General features: G+C 53.5%; 16 protein-coding genes. 11 read left to right on the top strand and 5 right to left on the bottom strand.

Annotation, left to right across the window (positions count from 1 at the left end):
- Window position 1 precedes the first annotated feature (1 nt).
- On the bottom strand, window positions 2–1,531 hold the full coding sequence (pntA, locus tag ACQG0T_RS10255) for a Re/Si-specific NAD(P)(+) transhydrogenase subunit alpha (protein ID WP_017384575.1): 1,530 nt from the start codon (window positions 1,529–1,531) through the stop codon (window positions 2–4).
- A 535-nt stretch (window positions 1,532–2,066) separates the two neighbouring features.
- On the opposite strand from pntA, the gene ydgH reads away from it, so the two are divergent.
- The 3 genes from ydgH to folM all read left to right on the top strand — a co-directional run bounded on the left by ydgH (window position 2,067) and on the right by folM (window position 5,341).
- The gene (ydgH, locus tag ACQG0T_RS10250; protein ID WP_032648155.1) at window positions 2,067–3,011 is read left to right on the top strand and encodes a DUF1471 family protein YdgH; all 945 of its coding nucleotides are present in this window, start codon (window positions 2,067–2,069) and stop codon (window positions 3,009–3,011) included.
- 185 nt (window positions 3,012–3,196) lie between these two features.
- On the top strand, window positions 3,197–4,579 hold the full coding sequence (locus ACQG0T_RS10245) for an amino acid permease (RefSeq protein ID WP_003857548.1): 1,383 nt from the start codon (window positions 3,197–3,199) through the stop codon (window positions 4,577–4,579).
- 39 nt (window positions 4,580–4,618) lie between these two features.
- Window positions 4,619–5,341 carry a dihydromonapterin reductase gene (gene folM, locus ACQG0T_RS10240; RefSeq protein ID WP_003857550.1) on the top strand — a complete coding sequence of 241 codons (723 nt, stop codon included), beginning with the start codon at window positions 4,619–4,621 and terminating at the stop codon, window positions 5,339–5,341.
- Here the strand turns inward: folM and ACQG0T_RS10235 are convergent.
- The gene (locus tag ACQG0T_RS10235) at window positions 5,338–5,673 is read right to left on the bottom strand and encodes a GlpM family protein (protein ID WP_015570648.1); all 336 of its coding nucleotides are present in this window, start codon (window positions 5,671–5,673) and stop codon (window positions 5,338–5,340) included. The genes folM and ACQG0T_RS10235 overlap by 4 nt on opposite strands.
- Window positions 5,674–5,800: 127 nt before the next feature.
- Between ACQG0T_RS10235 and rstA the strand changes: the two genes are divergently transcribed.
- From rstA to ACQG0T_RS10220, 3 genes are all read left to right on the top strand, one after another.
- The gene (gene rstA / locus ACQG0T_RS10230) at window positions 5,801–6,517 is read left to right on the top strand and encodes a two-component system response regulator RstA (protein WP_040117577.1); all 717 of its coding nucleotides are present in this window, start codon (window positions 5,801–5,803) and stop codon (window positions 6,515–6,517) included.
- A gap of 390 nt (window positions 6,518–6,907) precedes the next feature.
- On the top strand, window positions 6,908–7,327 hold the full coding sequence (gene iraM, locus ACQG0T_RS10225) for an anti-adapter protein IraM (protein ID WP_015570651.1): 420 nt from the start codon (window positions 6,908–6,910) through the stop codon (window positions 7,325–7,327).
- 387 nt (window positions 7,328–7,714) lie between these two features.
- Window positions 7,715–7,933 (top strand): cold shock domain-containing protein, encoded by a 219-nt coding sequence (locus ACQG0T_RS10220; protein WP_017384577.1) that lies wholly within the window; start codon window positions 7,715–7,717, stop codon window positions 7,931–7,933.
- A gap of 161 nt (window positions 7,934–8,094) precedes the next feature.
- Here ACQG0T_RS10220 and ACQG0T_RS10215 read toward each other — a convergent pair whose 3' ends face one another.
- Window positions 8,095–8,259, bottom strand: coding sequence for a YnfU family zinc-binding protein (locus tag ACQG0T_RS10215; RefSeq protein ID WP_213083756.1), 165 nt, complete (start codon window positions 8,257–8,259; stop codon window positions 8,095–8,097).
- Window positions 8,260–8,410: 151 nt separating this feature from the next.
- Here ACQG0T_RS10215 and ACQG0T_RS10210 point away from each other — a divergent pair, with 151 nt between their 5' ends.
- From ACQG0T_RS10210 to tus, 3 genes are all read left to right on the top strand, one after another.
- Complete coding sequence (locus ACQG0T_RS10210) at window positions 8,411–8,638, top strand: hypothetical protein (RefSeq protein ID WP_017384578.1); 228 nt, start codon at window positions 8,411–8,413, stop codon at window positions 8,636–8,638.
- 281 nt (window positions 8,639–8,919) lie between these two features.
- Window positions 8,920–10,218: a two-component system sensor histidine kinase RstB gene (gene rstB, locus ACQG0T_RS10205; RefSeq protein WP_023296465.1), complete on the top strand. Its 1,299-nt coding sequence runs from the start codon at window positions 8,920–8,922 to the stop codon at window positions 10,216–10,218.
- 74 nt (window positions 10,219–10,292) lie between these two features.
- A complete protein-coding gene (gene tus / locus ACQG0T_RS10200; RefSeq protein ID WP_023296464.1) occupies window positions 10,293–11,222 on the top strand; it encodes a DNA replication terminus site-binding protein in 930 nt (309 codons plus the stop codon).
- Here the strand turns inward: tus and fumC are convergent, their stop codons facing one another.
- The gene (gene fumC / locus ACQG0T_RS10195) at window positions 11,223–12,617 is read right to left on the bottom strand and encodes a class II fumarate hydratase (protein WP_049012587.1); all 1,395 of its coding nucleotides are present in this window, start codon (window positions 12,615–12,617) and stop codon (window positions 11,223–11,225) included. It lies immediately after the preceding gene.
- A gap of 182 nt (window positions 12,618–12,799) precedes the next feature.
- Complete coding sequence (gene fumA, locus ACQG0T_RS10190; protein WP_015570656.1) at window positions 12,800–14,446, bottom strand: class I fumarate hydratase FumA; 1,647 nt, start codon at window positions 14,444–14,446, stop codon at window positions 12,800–12,802.
- A gap of 199 nt (window positions 14,447–14,645) precedes the next feature.
- Between fumA and manA the strand changes: the two genes are divergently transcribed.
- Together manA and ACQG0T_RS10180 are read left to right on the top strand one after the other, a co-directional pair.
- Window positions 14,646–15,821, top strand: coding sequence for a mannose-6-phosphate isomerase (manA, locus tag ACQG0T_RS10185; protein ID WP_003857564.1), 1,176 nt, complete (start codon window positions 14,646–14,648; stop codon window positions 15,819–15,821).
- A gap of 99 nt (window positions 15,822–15,920) precedes the next feature.
- A complete protein-coding gene (locus ACQG0T_RS10180; protein ID WP_023296462.1) occupies window positions 15,921–17,447 on the top strand; it encodes a YdgA family protein in 1,527 nt (508 codons plus the stop codon).
- The last annotated feature ends 28 nt before the right edge of the window (window positions 17,448–17,475 follow it).

Here is a 17,475-nt window from a genome sequence, read left to right as displayed (position 1 = left end):
CTTAGCCTTTACGAAACATTTTCAGCATGCGCTGAGTCACGGTGAAACCACCGAAAATATTGATACTGGCGATCAGCACCGCAATGAAGCTCAGGAAGCTGATCCAGCCGCCATGACCAATTTGCAGCAATGCCCCGACCACGATAATCCCGGAGATGGCATTGGTGACCGACATCAGCGGGGTATGCAGCGCATGAGAAACGTTCCACACGACGTAGTAACCCACCACGCAGGAGAGCGCGAAGACGGTGAAGTGGCCAAGGAACTCTTTTGGCGCGACATCCGCCAGCCAGCCAAACAGGATAATAACCAGCGCCATGATGGCGTATTTGCGCCACGGCGAGGCAGGTTTTGCTGGCTCCGCGGGCTCTGGCGCCGCTTTCGGCGCAGCCTGAGGTTGAGCGGAAACCTGAATCGGCGGTGCAGGCCAGGTGATTTCCCCTTCACGCACCACGGTAACGCCACGCACCACCACATCATCAAAATCAACGGTAATGTTGCCGTCTTTCTCTTTGCAGAGCAGCTTCAGCAGGTTAACGAGGTTCGTGCCGTACAGCTGAGAGGACTGGGTTGGCAGACGCCCTGGCAGGTCGGTATAACCGATCACCTTCACGCCGTTCGCGGTCGTCGTGACCTGGTTTGGCACGGTATACTCACAGTTACCGCCGTTTTGCGCCGCCAGATCGACAATAACGCTGCCCGGCTGCATGGAATCCACCATCTCACGGGTGATCAGCTTCGGCGCCGGTTTACCCGGAATAAGCGCGGTGGTGACAATGATGTCCACCTCTTTTGCCTGCGCCGCAAAGAGCGCCATTTCCGCCTTAATAAAGGCTTCAGACATGACCTTCGCGTAACCATCACCGCTGCCCGCTTCTTCCTTGAAGTCCAGCTCAAGGAATTCGGCGCCCATACTCTGCACCTGCTCCTTCACTTCCGGCCGGGTATCAAACGCGCGAACAATAGCGCCCAGGCTGTTTGCGGCCCCGATAGCGGCAAGACCTGCCACACCGGCACCAATCACCATCACCTTCGCGGGTGGTACTTTACCTGCCGCCGTAATCTGACCGGTAAAGAAGCGACCAAACTCATGTGCAGCTTCGACAATGGCGCGATAGCCGGCAATGTTCGCCATGGAGCTCAGCGCATCCAGAGACTGCGCGCGCGAAATACGCGGCACGGAGTCCATCGCCATCACGGTGACACCACGTGCTGCCAGCTTCTCCATCAGCTCCGGGTTTTGGGCTGGCCAGACAAAGCTCACAAGCGTAGTGCCCGCGTTCAGCAGTTCAATTTCACTCTCTTCCGGTGCGTTGACCTTCAGAATGATGGGTGATTGCCAGACCTCAGCACCGTCCACTACGTCCGCGCCAGCCTGAGTAAAGGCCTCGTCATCGAAACTCGCCAGTTTGCCCGCGCCGCTTTCAATCGCGACGGTAAAACCCAGTTTAAGCAGTTGCTCCACCGTTTTTGGTGTTGCCGCTACGCGGGTTTCATTGGCTAACCGTTCTTTTGGTACCCCAATACGCATAGTTTTCCCTTCCATCGGTTTTTGATGATGGTTTGTCGATAATTGCCCACGGTTTGTATCAATTTTCACCATCGAGATAACGACGGAGAATGATTAACCCCGGAAAATAAAACAGTAACAAACTTTCTATAACCTACTGAAAATAGCGCCCGTGATCTACCGCCAGAAAACACTATTTCTTACTTTATCTGTGAAAAATAAGCGATCGGGGTCACTGACAGAGATATTTACCTTAAATTCGCCTTCAGGACCGATAAATCGCGCAAGCGAAGCGGTAAAAACATGATATAGCGCCATAAAAGAACAACTTATTAACATTAAATTAACTTGTAAAAGTCATATGCTTAATCAGTTTTGCTTGTGAAGCGCCTGTTTTTTCCACATATCACAAAATGTTATCGAATCAGGTCCTTTGGTGAGCACAGGCTGTGAAAAATGCCGCAGACAGCGACGGGTGTTAAATGCCATAATCGGGACCGTCTCAAATTAACAACAACACCAGTACATGGTTTGCGCAAGGCGAAGGATTATTTTTATGAAGCTTAAGAACACACTCCTGGCGTCCGCACTTCTTTCCGCGACCGCCCTGTCTGCGAATGCCGCGACAGAGTTGACGCCGGAGCAAGCGGCAGCGTTAAAACCTTTTGACCATACGGTCATTGTGGGTCGCTATAACTCTATTGGCGATGCCGTCACCGCCGCATCAAAAGCCGCCGATAAAAACGGCGCTGCCTCGTTTTACGTTGTTGACCAGTCCGATCAGGGCAACAGCGGCAACCAGCGCGTGACGATTGCGCTGTACAAAGAGAACGCCCCAAAAGCAGATGAACAGAAAAACCGCGTGATTAACGGCATTGTTGAACTGCCGAAAGATCAGGCTGTTCAGCTGGAACCGTATGACACCGTGACCGTTCAGGGCTTCTACCGCAGCCAGCCTGAAGTTAACGATGCCATCACCAAAGCCGCGAGAGAAAAAGGCGCTTACGCGTTCTATATCGTGCGTCAGGTTGATGCCAACCAAGGCGGAAACCAGCGCATCACCGCCTTCATCTATAAGCAAGATGCGAAAAAACGCGTAGTACAAAGCCCGGATGCCATTCCAGCGGATTCAGATGCGGGACGTGCCGCGTTAGCGAAAGGCGGTGAAGAAGCGAAGAAAGTGGAAATTCCGGGCGTTGCAACCTCGGCGGCACCAAGCGCTGAAGTGGGTCGTTTCTTTGAAACCCAATCCACCAAAGGCGGTCGTTATACCGTTACGTTACCAGACGGCACGAAAATTGAAGAGCTGAACAAAGCCACTGCCGCGCAGATGGTTCCGTTCGACAGCATCAAGTTTACGGGCAACTATGGCAACATGACGGAAATCTCCTATCAGGTGGCGAAGCGTGCTGCGAAGAAAGGCGCGAAGTATTACCACATCACCCGCCAGTGGCAGGAACGTGGTAACAACCTGACCATCAGCGCCGATCTGTACAAGTAACAAAACGGTTTCATAAAGGCGGCGCAGTGCCGCCTTTTTTGTTACTTTTTTTCTGATTTCTGCCACACGTCATTGCATGCATCCTTCACACTCCGTAAAATCCCGCGCCTTAGCGTGATCCACCATTTTTATGCGCCTTAGCGAAATAATTATTCTGGATTTGGACTTTTCATAACAGGAAGCCAATGGAAAAGAAACTTGGCCTGAGTGCTTTAACTGCACTTGTATTGAGCTCAATGCTGGGCGCGGGCGTATTCAGTTTGCCGCAGAACATGGCGGCCGTCGCCAGCCCGGCCGCATTACTGATTGGCTGGGGCATTACCGGTGTCGGGATTTTGCTGCTGGCGTTCGCCATGCTGCTGCTGACCCGTATCCGACCGGATCTGGACGGCGGAATATTCACTTACGCCCGGGAAGGTTTCGGCGAGCTGATCGGCTTCTGCTCCGCCTGGGGTTACTGGCTGTGCGCGGTGATCGCCAACGTCTCCTATCTGGTTATCGTCTTCTCGGCGCTCAGCTTCTTTACCGACACGCCCGAACTGCGCCTGTTTGGCGACGGCAATACCTGGCAGTCCATCGTCGGCGCCTCGGTGCTGCTGTGGATAGTTCACTGGCTGATTTTGCGTGGCGTTCAGACCGCGGCCAGCATTAACCTGGTGGCGACGCTGGCCAAGCTGGTGCCGCTTGGCCTGTTCGTCGTGCTGGCCTTCCTCGCCTTCCGTCTCGATGTCTTTACGCTCGATTTCAGCGGCATTGCGCTGGGCGTACCCGTTTGGGAACAGGTGAAAAATACCATGCTGATCACCCTGTGGGTGTTCATCGGCGTTGAAGGTGCCGTCGTGGTCTCTGCCCGCGCGCGTAACAAGCGCGATGTGGGACGCGCCACGCTGCTGGCCGTACTGGCGGCGCTGGGCGTTTATCTGCTGGTGACGCTGCTGTCGCTCGGCGTGGTAGCTCGCCCTGAACTTGCGGAAATGCGTAACCCGTCCATGGCCGGGCTGATGGTGAAAATGTTGGGTCCCTGGGGGGACGTGATTATCGCGGCGGGTCTGATTGTTTCCGTTTGCGGCGCCTATCTGAGCTGGACCATTATGGCAGCGGAAGTCCCGTTCCTGGCCGCCACGCACAAAGCGTTCCCGCGCCTGTTTGCCCGTCAGAACAAAAACAGTGCGCCATCGGCCTCTCTGTGGCTCACCAACATCAGCGTGCAGGTCTGTCTGGTGCTGATCTGGCTCACAGGATCGGACTATAACACGCTGCTGACCATCGCCTCCGAGATGATTCTGGTACCCTATTTCTTAGTGGGCGCATATCTGTTAAAAATTGCGACCCGCCCGGCACACTATGCGGTAGGCGTCGGCGCCTGTATTTACGGTCTATGGTTGTTGTATGCTTCCGGACCGATGCATCTGCTGCTGTCCGTGGTGCTCTACGCGCCGGGACTGCTGGTGTTTATCTACGCTCGCCGTACACATCAGCTTGATAATGCCCTTAAGCGCCGCGAAATGGCATTGATAGGTTTGCTGTTAGTCGCTGCCGTACCGGCAACGTGGATGTTAATGGGATAGCGCCGCCTGTCCCATTGTTGAACTGAAAAGGAGATTACGATGGGACACACGCAGCAACGCCCAATATTGATCACTGGCGCAGGCCGTCGCATTGGCCTCGCCCTCGCCCATCACTTTCTCAATCTTCGCCATCCGGTTATCGTCAGTTACCGCACGGAATATCCCTCCATTGAAGGGCTACGAAATGCCGGAGCAGTCTGCATTCAGGCGGATTTCTCCACAGATGAAGGTATTCTCGCCTTCGCGGACAAAGTGAAGTCGACCACCCACGGACTGCGGGCGGTTATTCACAACGCCAGTACCTGGCTTCCCGAAAAAGCAGGACATTCACTCAGCGAAACGCTCGCCTGCATGATGCAGATCCACGTTAATGCGCCTTATCTGCTCAACCATGCCCTACAGGATTTACTGCGCGGACACGGCCATGCCGCAGGAGACATTATCCATTTCACCGATTACGTGGTGGAGCGAGGAAGCGACAAACACATCGCCTATGCGGCCAGCAAAGCCGCGCTGGATAATATGACCCGCTCTTTCGCACGCAAGCTGGCGCCCGAGGTAAAGGTCAACGCGATTGCTCCGGCGATGATTTTATTTAACGAAGGCGATGATGCCGAGTATCGTCAGCAGGCGCTCAACAAGTCGCTAATGAAAATTGCGCCCGGCGAGAAAGAGGTGATCGACCTGATCGATTATCTGCTGACCAGCTGTTACGTCACGGGCCGAACGTTTGCCGTGGACGGTGGCCGCCCCCTGCGCTAGTGAAAGCGGCTCCAGAAGAAGATGAGCACCCAGGCGCTGAGGCTCCAGCAGACCACCGCCCCGCCCAGCGCCATGGGCAGACGCAGAAAACCGGTGAAGTACCACAGCGACAGCAGGTAAATAAAATACGGGATGATCGACCACATCCCGAACACAATGGTGGCGCGCAGCGCCTCAATACCCCGCTCAGAGGCCACAATATAGTGCGCGATTAACGCAAAGGTGGGAAACAGCGGGATCAGCCCGGCAATGTAGTAGTTCTTCGTTTTAGCCAGCACCCCAATCAGCAGCACGACCAGCGCACCCAGCGCGGCTTTTATCACCAGCCCCATTCTTTTCCCTTAACAATCAAATAACATTCCCGTGCAGGATAACGGAACTCCGGCTAATTTTGAAAGATTAATGGAAGGTTAAGGTTGCGCGGTGTATGTTGACGTTTTTCGCGATGACAGACGTTGTATGAATAAGATTGTTTATGTTGAAGATGAACCCGAGGTGGGGCAATTAATCGCCGCTTATCTGGGTAAACATGATATGGAAGTGGTTGTCGAGGCTCGTGGCGATCGCGCTGAAGACGTCGTCAACCGCGAAAATCCGGATCTGGTGTTGCTGGACATCATGCTGCCCGGGAAAGATGGTATGACGCTCTGCCGGGATCTGCGCGCGAAATGGGACGGCCCGATCGTGCTGCTGACCTCTCTCGACAGCGATATGAATCATATTCTGTCGCTTGAGATGGGCGCAAACGACTACATCCTGAAAACCACGCCGCCGGCGGTTCTGCTAGCCCGTTTACGCCTCCATCTGCGTCAGCGTGCCAGCGCTGAGCGTGAAGCGCCTGCGCCCTCCTTAACGCCGCATAAAGCGATGCGTTTCGGCACACTTTCTATCGACCCGGTCAACCGACAGGTTATGCTTTCCGGGGAGCTGATTGCGCTCTCAACCGCAGATTTTGACCTGCTGTGGGAGCTGGCAACCCATGCCGGACAAATTATGGACCGGGATGCATTACTGAAAAATCTGCGCGGCGTAAGTTACGACGGAATGGATCGTAGCGTTGATGTGGCGATTTCACGACTGCGTAAAAAACTGTTGGATAACGCCACGGAACCTTACCGCATCAAAACCGTACGCAACAAGGGCTATCTGTTTGCACCGCACGCCTGGGAAACCTGAAAAAGGAGCAAACAGGAATATTCGAAAAATAACTGACGATGCATCGGAATTGTTATCGATATTCGTCGAAAGTTATCGATTATATGCATCGTCAGTTATGACATATCCCTTGGTCTGATTCCTCTCTCCAGTTCTATTTCGATGTGCATTTTTCGCGTAAACAAAAGTAGCGCTAATGTATTTGATTGCTATAGTACAATATATATTCAGCAGAGCAGGCACCATCATCGATCAAAAATCCGTCACTTAAATGCACATTAGGCTAAAAATGATCTTTACAATTGACTTAATCATTATCTTATCCTTATGAAAACAAAGGGGATAATGGCGAACATATAAATAATATCGATCTTTTTCAATAGCTTACGCGTTTGCAGAAATCTAATTCTCATGCTAAACCTTATACTCTCTCAATTATTTAATGAAAGAGGTATAGCAATGTCATGGAGAGTCATTAGCTCGGTAATTTGTCCTAACACGGGAATCGTTTATTCAAGCATCTTGGGACTCAAGTTCTTGAAACTCATCATTTGGTATGAAAGCGATGTCTATTTGTACCCCGGTGACAGGATATATCCGACAAAAAATGGCGTCTTCATAAATGGTGTTTTCAAGCCTATATCGATATACAACATATCACCTTACAACGAAATGTTGTGGAGTGAAATTAAAAACAAGATGGCCTGCCCATACAATCGAAACCAGCACGAGGAGATATGCACTTACGCGGTGCATTGCAACGCGCGGAAATGCCCGCATGGGTTTGCCACCAACCCACTGATTGTCAGCACAGGTAAATCCAGACATTAGCGAAAATCGGAAATATTGAGATCAAGATAATTAATATTTCTGCTGCACCGCCTTTGTCCGGATAAATCTCCGTGACTACAGCCCAAATGCTCCTGTGGGGACATTTGGGCTGTAGTCACGCCTGGCAACTCTGGCTTCTTGTACCAAATTAATTTTTATTGTGCAATTTTAAGCAAGCCATCCGGAAGGCTAAAATAAAAATTGCTAATTAACCCTGCCCGTGCATTAATGGTCTCGTTAGTCCGATCCAATAATAGTTGGACAAGTTGCATGACAATTCTCATAACCAGGCGCTATCGCTGATATCCCCTCCTTTTGAGTCCACACCTTAGCATTATATGTTTATTAGCTTTTATATCACTTCGGAAATGTTCAAATGGAGTCTTTATGTCATCAAAAATTTTAGGTCTGGTTAAGTGGTTTAAGGAAGATAAAGGCTTTGGTTTTATCTCCCCTGTAGATGGCAGCAAAGATGTTTTCGTGCATTTCTCTGCCCTTCAGGGAGAGAACTTCAAAACACTTTTTGAAGGTCAGAAAGTCGAATTTATCATCGTAAGCGGCGATAAAGGCCCTGCTGCTGCGAATGTAACGCTTTGCGATAAATAATATCAGCACACAGCCGCGTTGACGATGATGTTGCTTCTGGCTCGTGGACTGCACAAGCAGTCTACAATCCGATGCTAACTGCTTGTAAATCAGTAAAGTGTTATTGAGGTCAGGCGGCCGCGAAAAACATCGTCTCTTCCACTTCTTGTATGAGTATTTCTTCAGAGACGCTGAGAGGATTTAAACAAAGCGCTACAGTAGGGACAGACAAGCTGGGCCCCCTTTTGTATGCGAGTGAAACTGTGCTCTGACTCTTTAGCGCAGTTTGGACATGAACATTTGACTAAATAATTGCGACGAAGTTGCGAGTTTTTACGTCCCGACATAGGCTGCTCCTGAATGAAAAGGATTGCCACCATACACGTTAAGGCAGGATATTGCTTGCTTTTATTTCCCAAAGAGAGCAAAAAATGGAAAGGAGCCACGCTTCTGGAACATACTTACCTTACACAATCACAAAGAGATATAGAGTGATATATGAAAAAGGTGATCATTTTTTTTAATGCCAACCCCAGCAAAGTCATTATCGTGCTTAAGGGCATAACGTCTGTACGCCAGACATATCCGGATGGTGAAGAAATTAATCTTCAGATCATGACTGCAAGCTTTCCGTCGTTGACGGGAGATCATAATTCTATCTATGTTGCTTCAGACAGGGAACTTACCTCTCAGGAAATATCTGATGCTGCCAAACAATATTTATAATATTTTCTGTCACTAGTCCGGTTAACAACACAGCATTTATTTCACTCAGAATGAGAAAAATTACAATCCATCATTATTAATGCCTGCAAAATGCAGGCTTTTTTACGACATTGCCCTTTAAATTTAACTATTCCGCATAATCGTGCTGCTCACTTTGCTCCCTCTGTTTCCGAAGAAAGTGTATCATCAACCTTCTTCGTTCCTGTGGTGATATGGATGCCCACGCAGGGCTGACGAAGTAAAGCCGGGTTCTTAATTGATTGATTTAGCGGTGCTATCCAATGAAAAAGCTGTTTGTGCAGTTTTATCTCCTGCTGTTTGTCTGCTTTCTGGTGATGACCATGCTGGTCGGGCTGGTCTACAAATTCACCGCAGAGCGCGCGGGCAGGCAATCCCTGGACGATCTGATGAAAAGCTCGCTCTATCTGATGCGTAGCGAGCTGCGAGAAATTCCTCCTCATGACTGGGCGCGCACGTTAAAAGAGCTGGATCTGAATCTGTCGTTTGATTTGCGTATCGAACCCATGAAGGATTTTGACTTAGCGCCGCCTGCGATGCAGCGTCTGCGCGACGGAGACATCGTCGCACTGGACGAGAAATATACCTTCATTCAGCGTATTCCGCGCAGCCATTATGTTCTGGCCGTCGGGCCAGTGCCCTATCTCTATTACCTGCACCAGATGCGCCTGCTGGATCTCGCTCTGCTGGGCTTTATTGCCATTTCGCTCGCTTTACCTGTGTTCATCTGGATGCGACCGCACTGGCAGGACATGCTGAAACTGGAATCCGCCGCACAGCGTTTTGGGGAGGGTCATTTAACTGAACGCATACATTTCGACAGCGGTTCCAGTTTTGACCGGCTCGGTATTGCCTTCAACCAGATGGCCGATAACATCAACGCCCTGATTGCCAGCAAGAAGCAGCTGATCGATGGTATTGCGCATGAACTGCGCACTCCGCTGGTACGCCTGCGTTATCGCCTGGAGATGAGCGAGAACCTCACCGGGGCGGAATCGCAGGCGCTCAATCGGGATATTGGCCAGCTTGAAGCGCTGATTGAAGAGCTGCTGACCTATGCCCGCCTCGATCGGCCTCAGACGGAGTTGCACCTCAGTTCACCGGATCTCCCCGTCTGGCTACAGACGCATATTAACGATGTGCAGAGCGTTAACCCTCAGCGAAAACTGCTGACAGCCATTACCCCCGGCGCGTACGGCGCACTGGACATGCGCCTGATGGAACGCGTGCTGGATAATCTGATGAACAACGCCATGCGCTACAGCGAAACGACGCTGCGCATAGGTTTAGATTTGCAGGGAAGCCAGGCGATTCTGTGTGTGGAAGACGATGGCCCCGGCATTGAGCCGGCGGAGCGTGAAAAAGTTTTTGAGCCGTTTGTGCGCCTCGATCCCAGCCGCGACCGGGCTACCGGCGGCTGTGGTCTGGGGCTGGCTATTGTCCGTTCTATTGCCCAGGCGATGGGCGGTTCGGTTCGCTGCGAAGCGAGCGAGCTGGGTGGAGCCCGGTTCGTCTTTAGCTGGCCGATCTATCACAATCTTCCCCTTCCCGTACCTGCCTGACCTAAACCGCACGCTGGCCTGACCCGGCGTGTTATGCTATATCAGTAGTATGTTGTAACTAATTAAGGGCTGCCATGGCAACTTACGATCTCATCGAAAGGCTTAACACCACATTTCGGGAAATAGAGCAGGCGTTACTGACCCTCACGGGGCAACTTCAGGACTGCCGCCTGCTGGCCGCCCGCGTCTTTTCCCTGCCCGAGGTGGCGAAAGGCGCGGAGCACGACCCGCTGAACACCATTGAGGTGACGCAGCATATTGGCAAGGCGGCGCTGGAAATGACGTTGCAGCACTTTCGTCGCCTTTTCATCCAGCAGCAGTCCGAAAATCGCAGCAGTAAGGCCGCCGTTCGCCTGCCCGGCGTCATCTGCCTGCAAACGGATGCCGCAACGCGTGAAGGAATTGAGGCGCAGATTACGCATATCAATACGCTGAAAGCCGCGTTTGAGAAGATTGTAACCGTTGAGTCCGGGCTGGCGCCGGCTGCCCGTTTTGAATGGGTGCATCGCCAGCTTCCGGGGCTGATCACCCTGAATGCTTACCGCACGCTGACGGTACTGCGCCACCCCGCCACGCTGCGCTTCGGCTGGGCCAACAAGCACATCATTAAAAATTTCACGCGCGATGAGATCCTGGCTCAGCTGGAGAAAAGCCTGAAATCGCCGCGAACGGTCGCCCCGTGGTCGCGGGAACAGTGGATTGAACGGCTGGAGCAGGAGTACCACAGCATTGCCTCCCTGCCAGCTGATACCCGTCTTAAAATAAAGCGTCCGGTGAAGGTACAGCCTATCGCCCGCGTCTGGTACGCCGGACAACAAAAGCAGGTGCAATACGCCTGCCCGACGCCGCTGATTGCGCTCTACGATGCCGATCAGGGTGCGGTGGTGCCGGATATCGGGGAACTGCTGAATTACGATGCTGAAAACGTTCAGCATCGCTATAAACCCCAGGCGCAGCCGCTACAGCTGATTATTCCGCGGCTGCACCTGTATGTGGCGCAGTGATTATCTGAGGCTGCCCACCATCGCTTCCGGGCGGACCCAGGCATCAAACTCGGCGTCCGTCAGGTAGCCCAGCGCCAGCGCAGAGGCTTTCAGGGTAAGCCCCTCTTTGTGCGCTTTTTTAGCGATTTCGGCCGCTTTGTCATAACCAATATGGGTGTTCAGCGCCGTTACCAGCATCAGAGACTCATTCAGCAGCTGGCTGATTCGCTCGCGATTAGGCTCAATGCCCACCGCGCAGTGCTCGTTAAAGCTCTCCATGCCATCGGCCAGCAGACGAATCGATTGCAGTACGTTGTGGATCACCATCGGACGATAGACGTTAAGCTCGAAGTTACCCGACGCGCCGCCCATGTTAACCGCCACGTCATTACCCATCACCTGACAGCACAGCATGGTCATGGCTTCGCACTGGGTCGGGTTCACTTTACCCGGCATAATGGAGCTGCCCGGCTCGTTTTCCGGAATGCTGATTTCGCCGATGCCGCAGCGCGGGCCGGAGGCCAGCCAGCGCACGTCGTTGGCAATTTTCATCAGCGAGGCCGCCAGCCCTTTCAGCGCGCCATGGGTATGCACCAGCGCATCACAGGTCGCCAGCGCTTCGAATTTATTCGGAGCGGTAACAAACGGCTGCCCGGTGATCTTCGCCAGCTCTTCGGCCACGCGCACCGCGTACCCGGGATGGGTGTTTAAGCCAGTGCCCACCGCCGTCCCGCCGAGCGCCAGCTCCGCCAGATGCGGCAGGCTGTTGTCGATATGCTTAAGATTGTGCTCCAGCATTGCCACCCAGCCGGAGATCTCCTGACCAAGCGTCAGCGGCGTGGCGTCCTGAAGGTGCGTACGACCAATTTTAACGATGTCGCGGAAGGCCTGCGCTTTCTCGTTAAGCGTAGATTTAAGCACGTTGAGCTGCGGGATAAGCTGCTCGCGGATTGCGATGACGGCCGCCACGTGCATGGCCGTCGGGAACACGTCGTTGGAACTCTGGCTTTTGTTCACGTCATCGTTCGGGTGGACCTTGCGCTCCATGCCGCGCACGCCGCCAAGCAGCTCGCTTGCGCGGTTCGCCAGCACCTCGTTCATGTTCATGTTGCTCTGGGTGCCTGAGCCGGTCTGCCAGATGGCAAGGGGGAATTCGTCGGGATGTTTGCCCGCCAGCACTTCGTCGGCGGCATTGATGATGGCGGTGGCTTTATCGGCATCCAGCAGGCCCAGATCCTGATTGACTTTGGCGGCAGCGCGTTTGGTCAACGCCAGCGCCTGGATTAGCGAGACGGGCATTTTCTCTGTCGAAATGCGGAAATGCTCCAGCGAACGCTGGGTTTGTGCGCCCCATAGCTTGTCGGCCGGGACGTCGATGGCGCCCATGGAGTCTTTCTCGCGGCGATGCATTGTCATTACTTACTCCTTGATAACAAAGATGGGATTGCTCACATGCTTAAGAGATAAGTATTGATAACTTCTGAGAAACGTTATGGCTCTTTGTGCGCTCTTTTTGATGTCGGGTGGCGGCTGCGCCTTACCCGACCTACGAGAATGCAGGCCGGGTAAGCGTCAGCGCCACCCGGCAATTTACAGAATTACTTCACACACGCCGAACACTGGGAAGACTGGATCTGTTTGAAGAAGTCGTTACCTTTGTCATCCACGAGGATGAACGCCGGGAAGTCTTCCACTTCAATTTTCCAGATCGCTTCCATACCCAGTTCCGGGTACTCCACGCACTCCAGGCTCTTGATACTGCCCTGCGCCAGCACCGCTGCCGGGCCGCCTATGCTGCCGAGGTAGAAGCCGCCGTGCTTGTGGCACGCGTCCGTCACCTGCTGGCTGCGGTTGCCTTTCGCCAGCATGATCATGCTGCCGCCGTTGGCCTGCAACTGGTCGACGTAGGAGTCCATACGGCCCGCCGTGGTTGGGCCTAACGAGCCGGAAGCATATCCATCAGGCGTTTTTGCCGGGCCTGCGTAGTAGATCGGGTGATCTTTAATGTACTGCGGCAGCCCTTCGCCGTTGTCCAGGCGCTCTTTCAGCTTCGCATGGGCGATGTCGCGGCCCACGATAATCGTCCCGTTCAGGGAAAGGCGCGTTGAAACCGGATACTGCGAAAGCTGCGCGAGGATCTCTTTCATCGGACGATTCAGGTCCACGCGAACCGCTTCCCCCTCGCCCGCTTTACGCAGTTCTTCAGGAATATATTTGCCCGGGTTGTTCTCCAGCTTCTCGATCCAGATGCCGTCGCGGTTGATCTTCGCCTTGATGTTGCGATCCGCCGAGCATGAGACGCCCATGCCCACCGGACAGGAAGCACCGTGGCGCGGCAGGCGGATCACGCGAATGTCATGCGCGAAGTATTTGCCGCCAAACTGCGCGCCCAGGCCCAGATTCTGCGCTTCGGCCAGCAGTTCCTGCTCAAGCTGCACGTCCCGGAACGCCTGACCATGTTCGTTACCTTCCGTTGGCAGGCCATCGTAGTATTTGGTTGAGGCCAGCTTAACGGTTTTCAGGGTGCTTTCGGCAGACGTACCGCCAATCACAAACGCGATATGGTACGGCGGGCAGGCCGCGGTGCCGAGGGTGCGCATCTTCTCGACCAGATAATTCTTCAGCTTGCCCGGGGTAAGCAGCGCTTTGGTTTCCTGGTAAAGATAGGTTTTGTTGGCTGAACCGCCGCCTTTGGCGATGCAGAGGAATTTGTACTCGTCACCGTCGACGCTGTAGAGGTCAATCTGCGCAGGCAGGTTGGTGCCGGTGTTCACCTCTTTGTACATATCCAGCGCCGCGTTTTGCGAATAGCGCAGGTTGTCTTCGGTGTAGGTATTGTAAACGCCGCGCGCCAGCGCCGCTTCGTCACCGCCGCCGGTCCAGACGCGCTGGCCTTTTTTACCGGTGATAATCGCCGTGCCGGTGTCCTGGCAGGTCGGCAGAATGCCTTTCGCCGCGATATCAGAGTTACGCAGGAATTGCAGGGCAACGTACTTATCGTTCTCACTGGCTTCCGGGTCGCTCAGGATATCAGCAACCTGCTGCTGATGCGCCGGACGGAGCATAAAGGAAGCATCATGGAAGGCTTGCTGCGCCAGCAACGTCAGCGCCTGCGGGTCAACTTTGAGGATCTCCTGCCCTTCAAACTCAGAGACAGAAACGTAATCGCGGGTTAACAGGTAATACTCGGTCTGATCCTGACTGAGGGGGAAAGGATCCTGATAATGGAAGGGTTTATTCGACATTGTTCTCTCACTTACTGCTTCGGTCTGTTTATTCAGGGCAGATGTTCCGCTGCCCGGCTTAAAAGCGAGTCAGCTTATCCTACACAATTTTTTAACAAAAACTGAGACTAGTACGACTTTTTACATCCGCAGGTTACTTCCATTCGGTTTATTGCTTTAATACGCGGAGTTAATTCCACCTATGAATCAGGGCTTGATAATGCAAAAACTCATCAACTCAGTGCAAAACTACGCCTGGGGAAGTAAAACTGCGTTAACGGATCTCTACGGTATCGCCAACCCGGACAACCTGCCGATGGCAGAGCTGTGGATGGGCGCGCATCCGAAGAGCAGCTCAAAAATTGAAGATGCCAGCGGCCAGGTTCGCAGCCTGCGTGACGTCATCGACGCCGACAAAGCCGCACTGCTCGGCGATAAAGTGGCGAATCGTTTTGGTGAGCTGCCGTTTCTGTTCAAGGTATTGTGCGCCGACCAGCCGCTCTCCATTCAGGTTCACCCGAACAAAAAAGCCTCTGAGCTGGGCTTTGCCAAAGAAAATGCCGCCGGTATTCCGTTAGACGCCGCAGAGCGTAACTACAAAGATCCTAACCACAAGCCGGAACTGGTTTTCGCCCTTACCCCTTTCCTGGCGATGAATGCCTTCCGCGAGTTTTCCGAGATCATCTCCCTGCTGCAACCGGTCGCCGGGGCTCACAACGCGATCGCCCATTTCCTGGAAAACCCGAACGCAGAAGCCTTGAGCGAGCTGTTTGCCAGCCTGCTGAATATGCAGGGCGAGGAAAAATCCCACGCGCTGGCGGTGCTGAAAGCCGCGCTGAACAGCCAGCAGGGTGAGCCATGGGACACCATTCGCGTAATTTCCGCGTTTTATCCGGACGACAGCGGCCTCTTCTCTCCGCTGCTGCTGAACGTGGTGAAGCTCAACCCGGGCGAAGCGATGTTCCTGTTCGCTGAAACCCCGCACGCCTACCTGAACGGCGTGGCGCTGGAGGTGATGGCTAACTCCGATAACGTACTGCGCGCGGGCCTGACGCCAAAATACATCGACATCCCTGAGCTGGTTGCCAACGTGAAGTTCGTGGCGAAACCTGCTGCGGAGCTGCTTACGCAGCCGGTGAAAAACGGCGCAGAGCTGGACTTCCCGATTCCGGTTGACGATTTTGCCTTCTCGCTGCACGACCTCAGCGCAGACGAAACCGCCATTGCACAGGAGAGCGCAGCGATCCTGTTCTGTGTAGAAGGCGAAGCGACGTTGCATAAAGATAGCGAGCGTCTGGTGCTTAAACCGGGTGAATCCGCCTTTGTCGCGGCCAACGAGTCGCCTGTCCGGGTGAGCGGTACCGGTCGCCTGGCGCGTGTTTTTAATAAGCTTTAGGGACTTACTGAATTTTTTAACAACTCTTGCTAAGCTAGTAACAGGCGTTGTAACACCAGGCGGTTTTAACCGCCTGGTTTCATTTTAGGGATAATCGCAATGAAAAAATCGGTCGTAGCGGTAGGAGTGATTGTTGCTTTAGGCGTGATCTGGACGGGTGCTTCCTGGTATACCGGGAAACAGCTGGAAAGCCGTCTGGCAGAGATGATGACGCAGGCAAACAGCGAGATTAAGCGCAGCGCGCCTGAAGCAGGTCTGGAGCTGAGCTACCAGAACTACCAGCGTGGCGTGTTTACCAGCCATATGCAGGTGGTGGTGAAGCCGGTTGCGGGTAATCAGAACGCCTGGCTGAAACCGGGCCAGAGCGTGGTGCTGGATGAAGTGGTCAGCCACGGTCCGTTCCCGCTGGCGCAGTTGAAAAAGTTTAACCTGATCCCCTCCATGGCATCCGCCAGAACCGTACTGGTGAATAACGAGGTGACGAAGCCGATTTTCGATATGGCGAAAAATGAGTCGCCGTTTGAGATCAATACCCGCATCAGCTATGCCGGTGATACGCATTCCGACATCGACCTGAAAGCCCTGAATTACGAACAAGGCACTGACAAAGTCGCCTTCAGCGGCGGTAATTTCCAGCTTGATGCCGATCGCGACGGCAAGAATGTCTCCCTGACCGGCGATGCCGCCAGCGGCCTGGTGAATTCAGTCAATGAATATAACCAGAAGGTTCAGCTTACCTTCAACAACCTTAAAGCCAGCGGCAATAGCCGTATGACCGATTTTGATGAGCGTATCGGCGACCAGAAACTGAGCCTCGATAAGATCGCCATTGCGATCGAAGGCAAAGAGATGGCGGTGCTGGAAGGCATGGATCTGGACGGTAAGTCTGACGTCTCCAAAGACGGTAAAAGCATCAACACCCAGCTGGATTACAGCCTGAAAAGCCTGAAAGTACAGAATCAGGATCTGGGTACCGGTAAGCTGTCTCTGAAAATCGGCAACATTGACGGCCAGGCGTGGCATGAATTCAGTCAGAAATACAGTAAAGAGAGCCAGGCTCTGCTGACCGATGCCGCCCTGCAACAGAACCCGCAGGCGTACCAGCAGCAGGCGATGACGGTGCTGTTTAATAACCTGCCGATCCTGCTGAAGGGCGAGCCGGTGATTACCGTTGCGCCACTGAGCTGGAAAAACGGCAAAGGCGAAACCAACTTCAACCTGTCGCTGTTCCTGAAGGATCCGGCCGCTGCGACCGGCGAACCTCAGACCCTTGCCCAGGAAGTTGATCGCAGCGTGAAGTCGCTCGACAGCAAGCTGACTATCCCGATGGATATGGCGACCGAGTTCATGACGCAGATTGCGAAGCTGGAAGGTTATGGTGAAGATGATGCAGGCAAACTGGCAAACCAGCAGGTGAAAGGCCTGGCGGCGATGGGCCAGATGTTCCGCATCACGAAGGTGGAAGACAACACCATTTCCACCAGCCTGCAATATGCTAATGGCCAGGTGACGCTCAACGGCGACAAAATGCCGCTGGAAGAGTTTGTCGGTATGTTTGGTATGCCGACGCTGGGCATGCCGGCACCGGCTGAACCGGCAGCGCCGCCGGCAGTACCGCAGCAGTAAACGAAAACCCCTCGCATGAGGGGTTTTT

This window comes from Enterobacter cloacae complex sp. 302F9 (assembly GCF_050030335.1).
GTDB classification, from domain to species: domain Bacteria; phylum Pseudomonadota; class Gammaproteobacteria; order Enterobacterales; family Enterobacteriaceae; genus Enterobacter; species Enterobacter hormaechei_C.
Note: the sequence above shows the minus strand (reverse complement) of the source record. Positions and strands in the feature narration are given on the sequence as shown.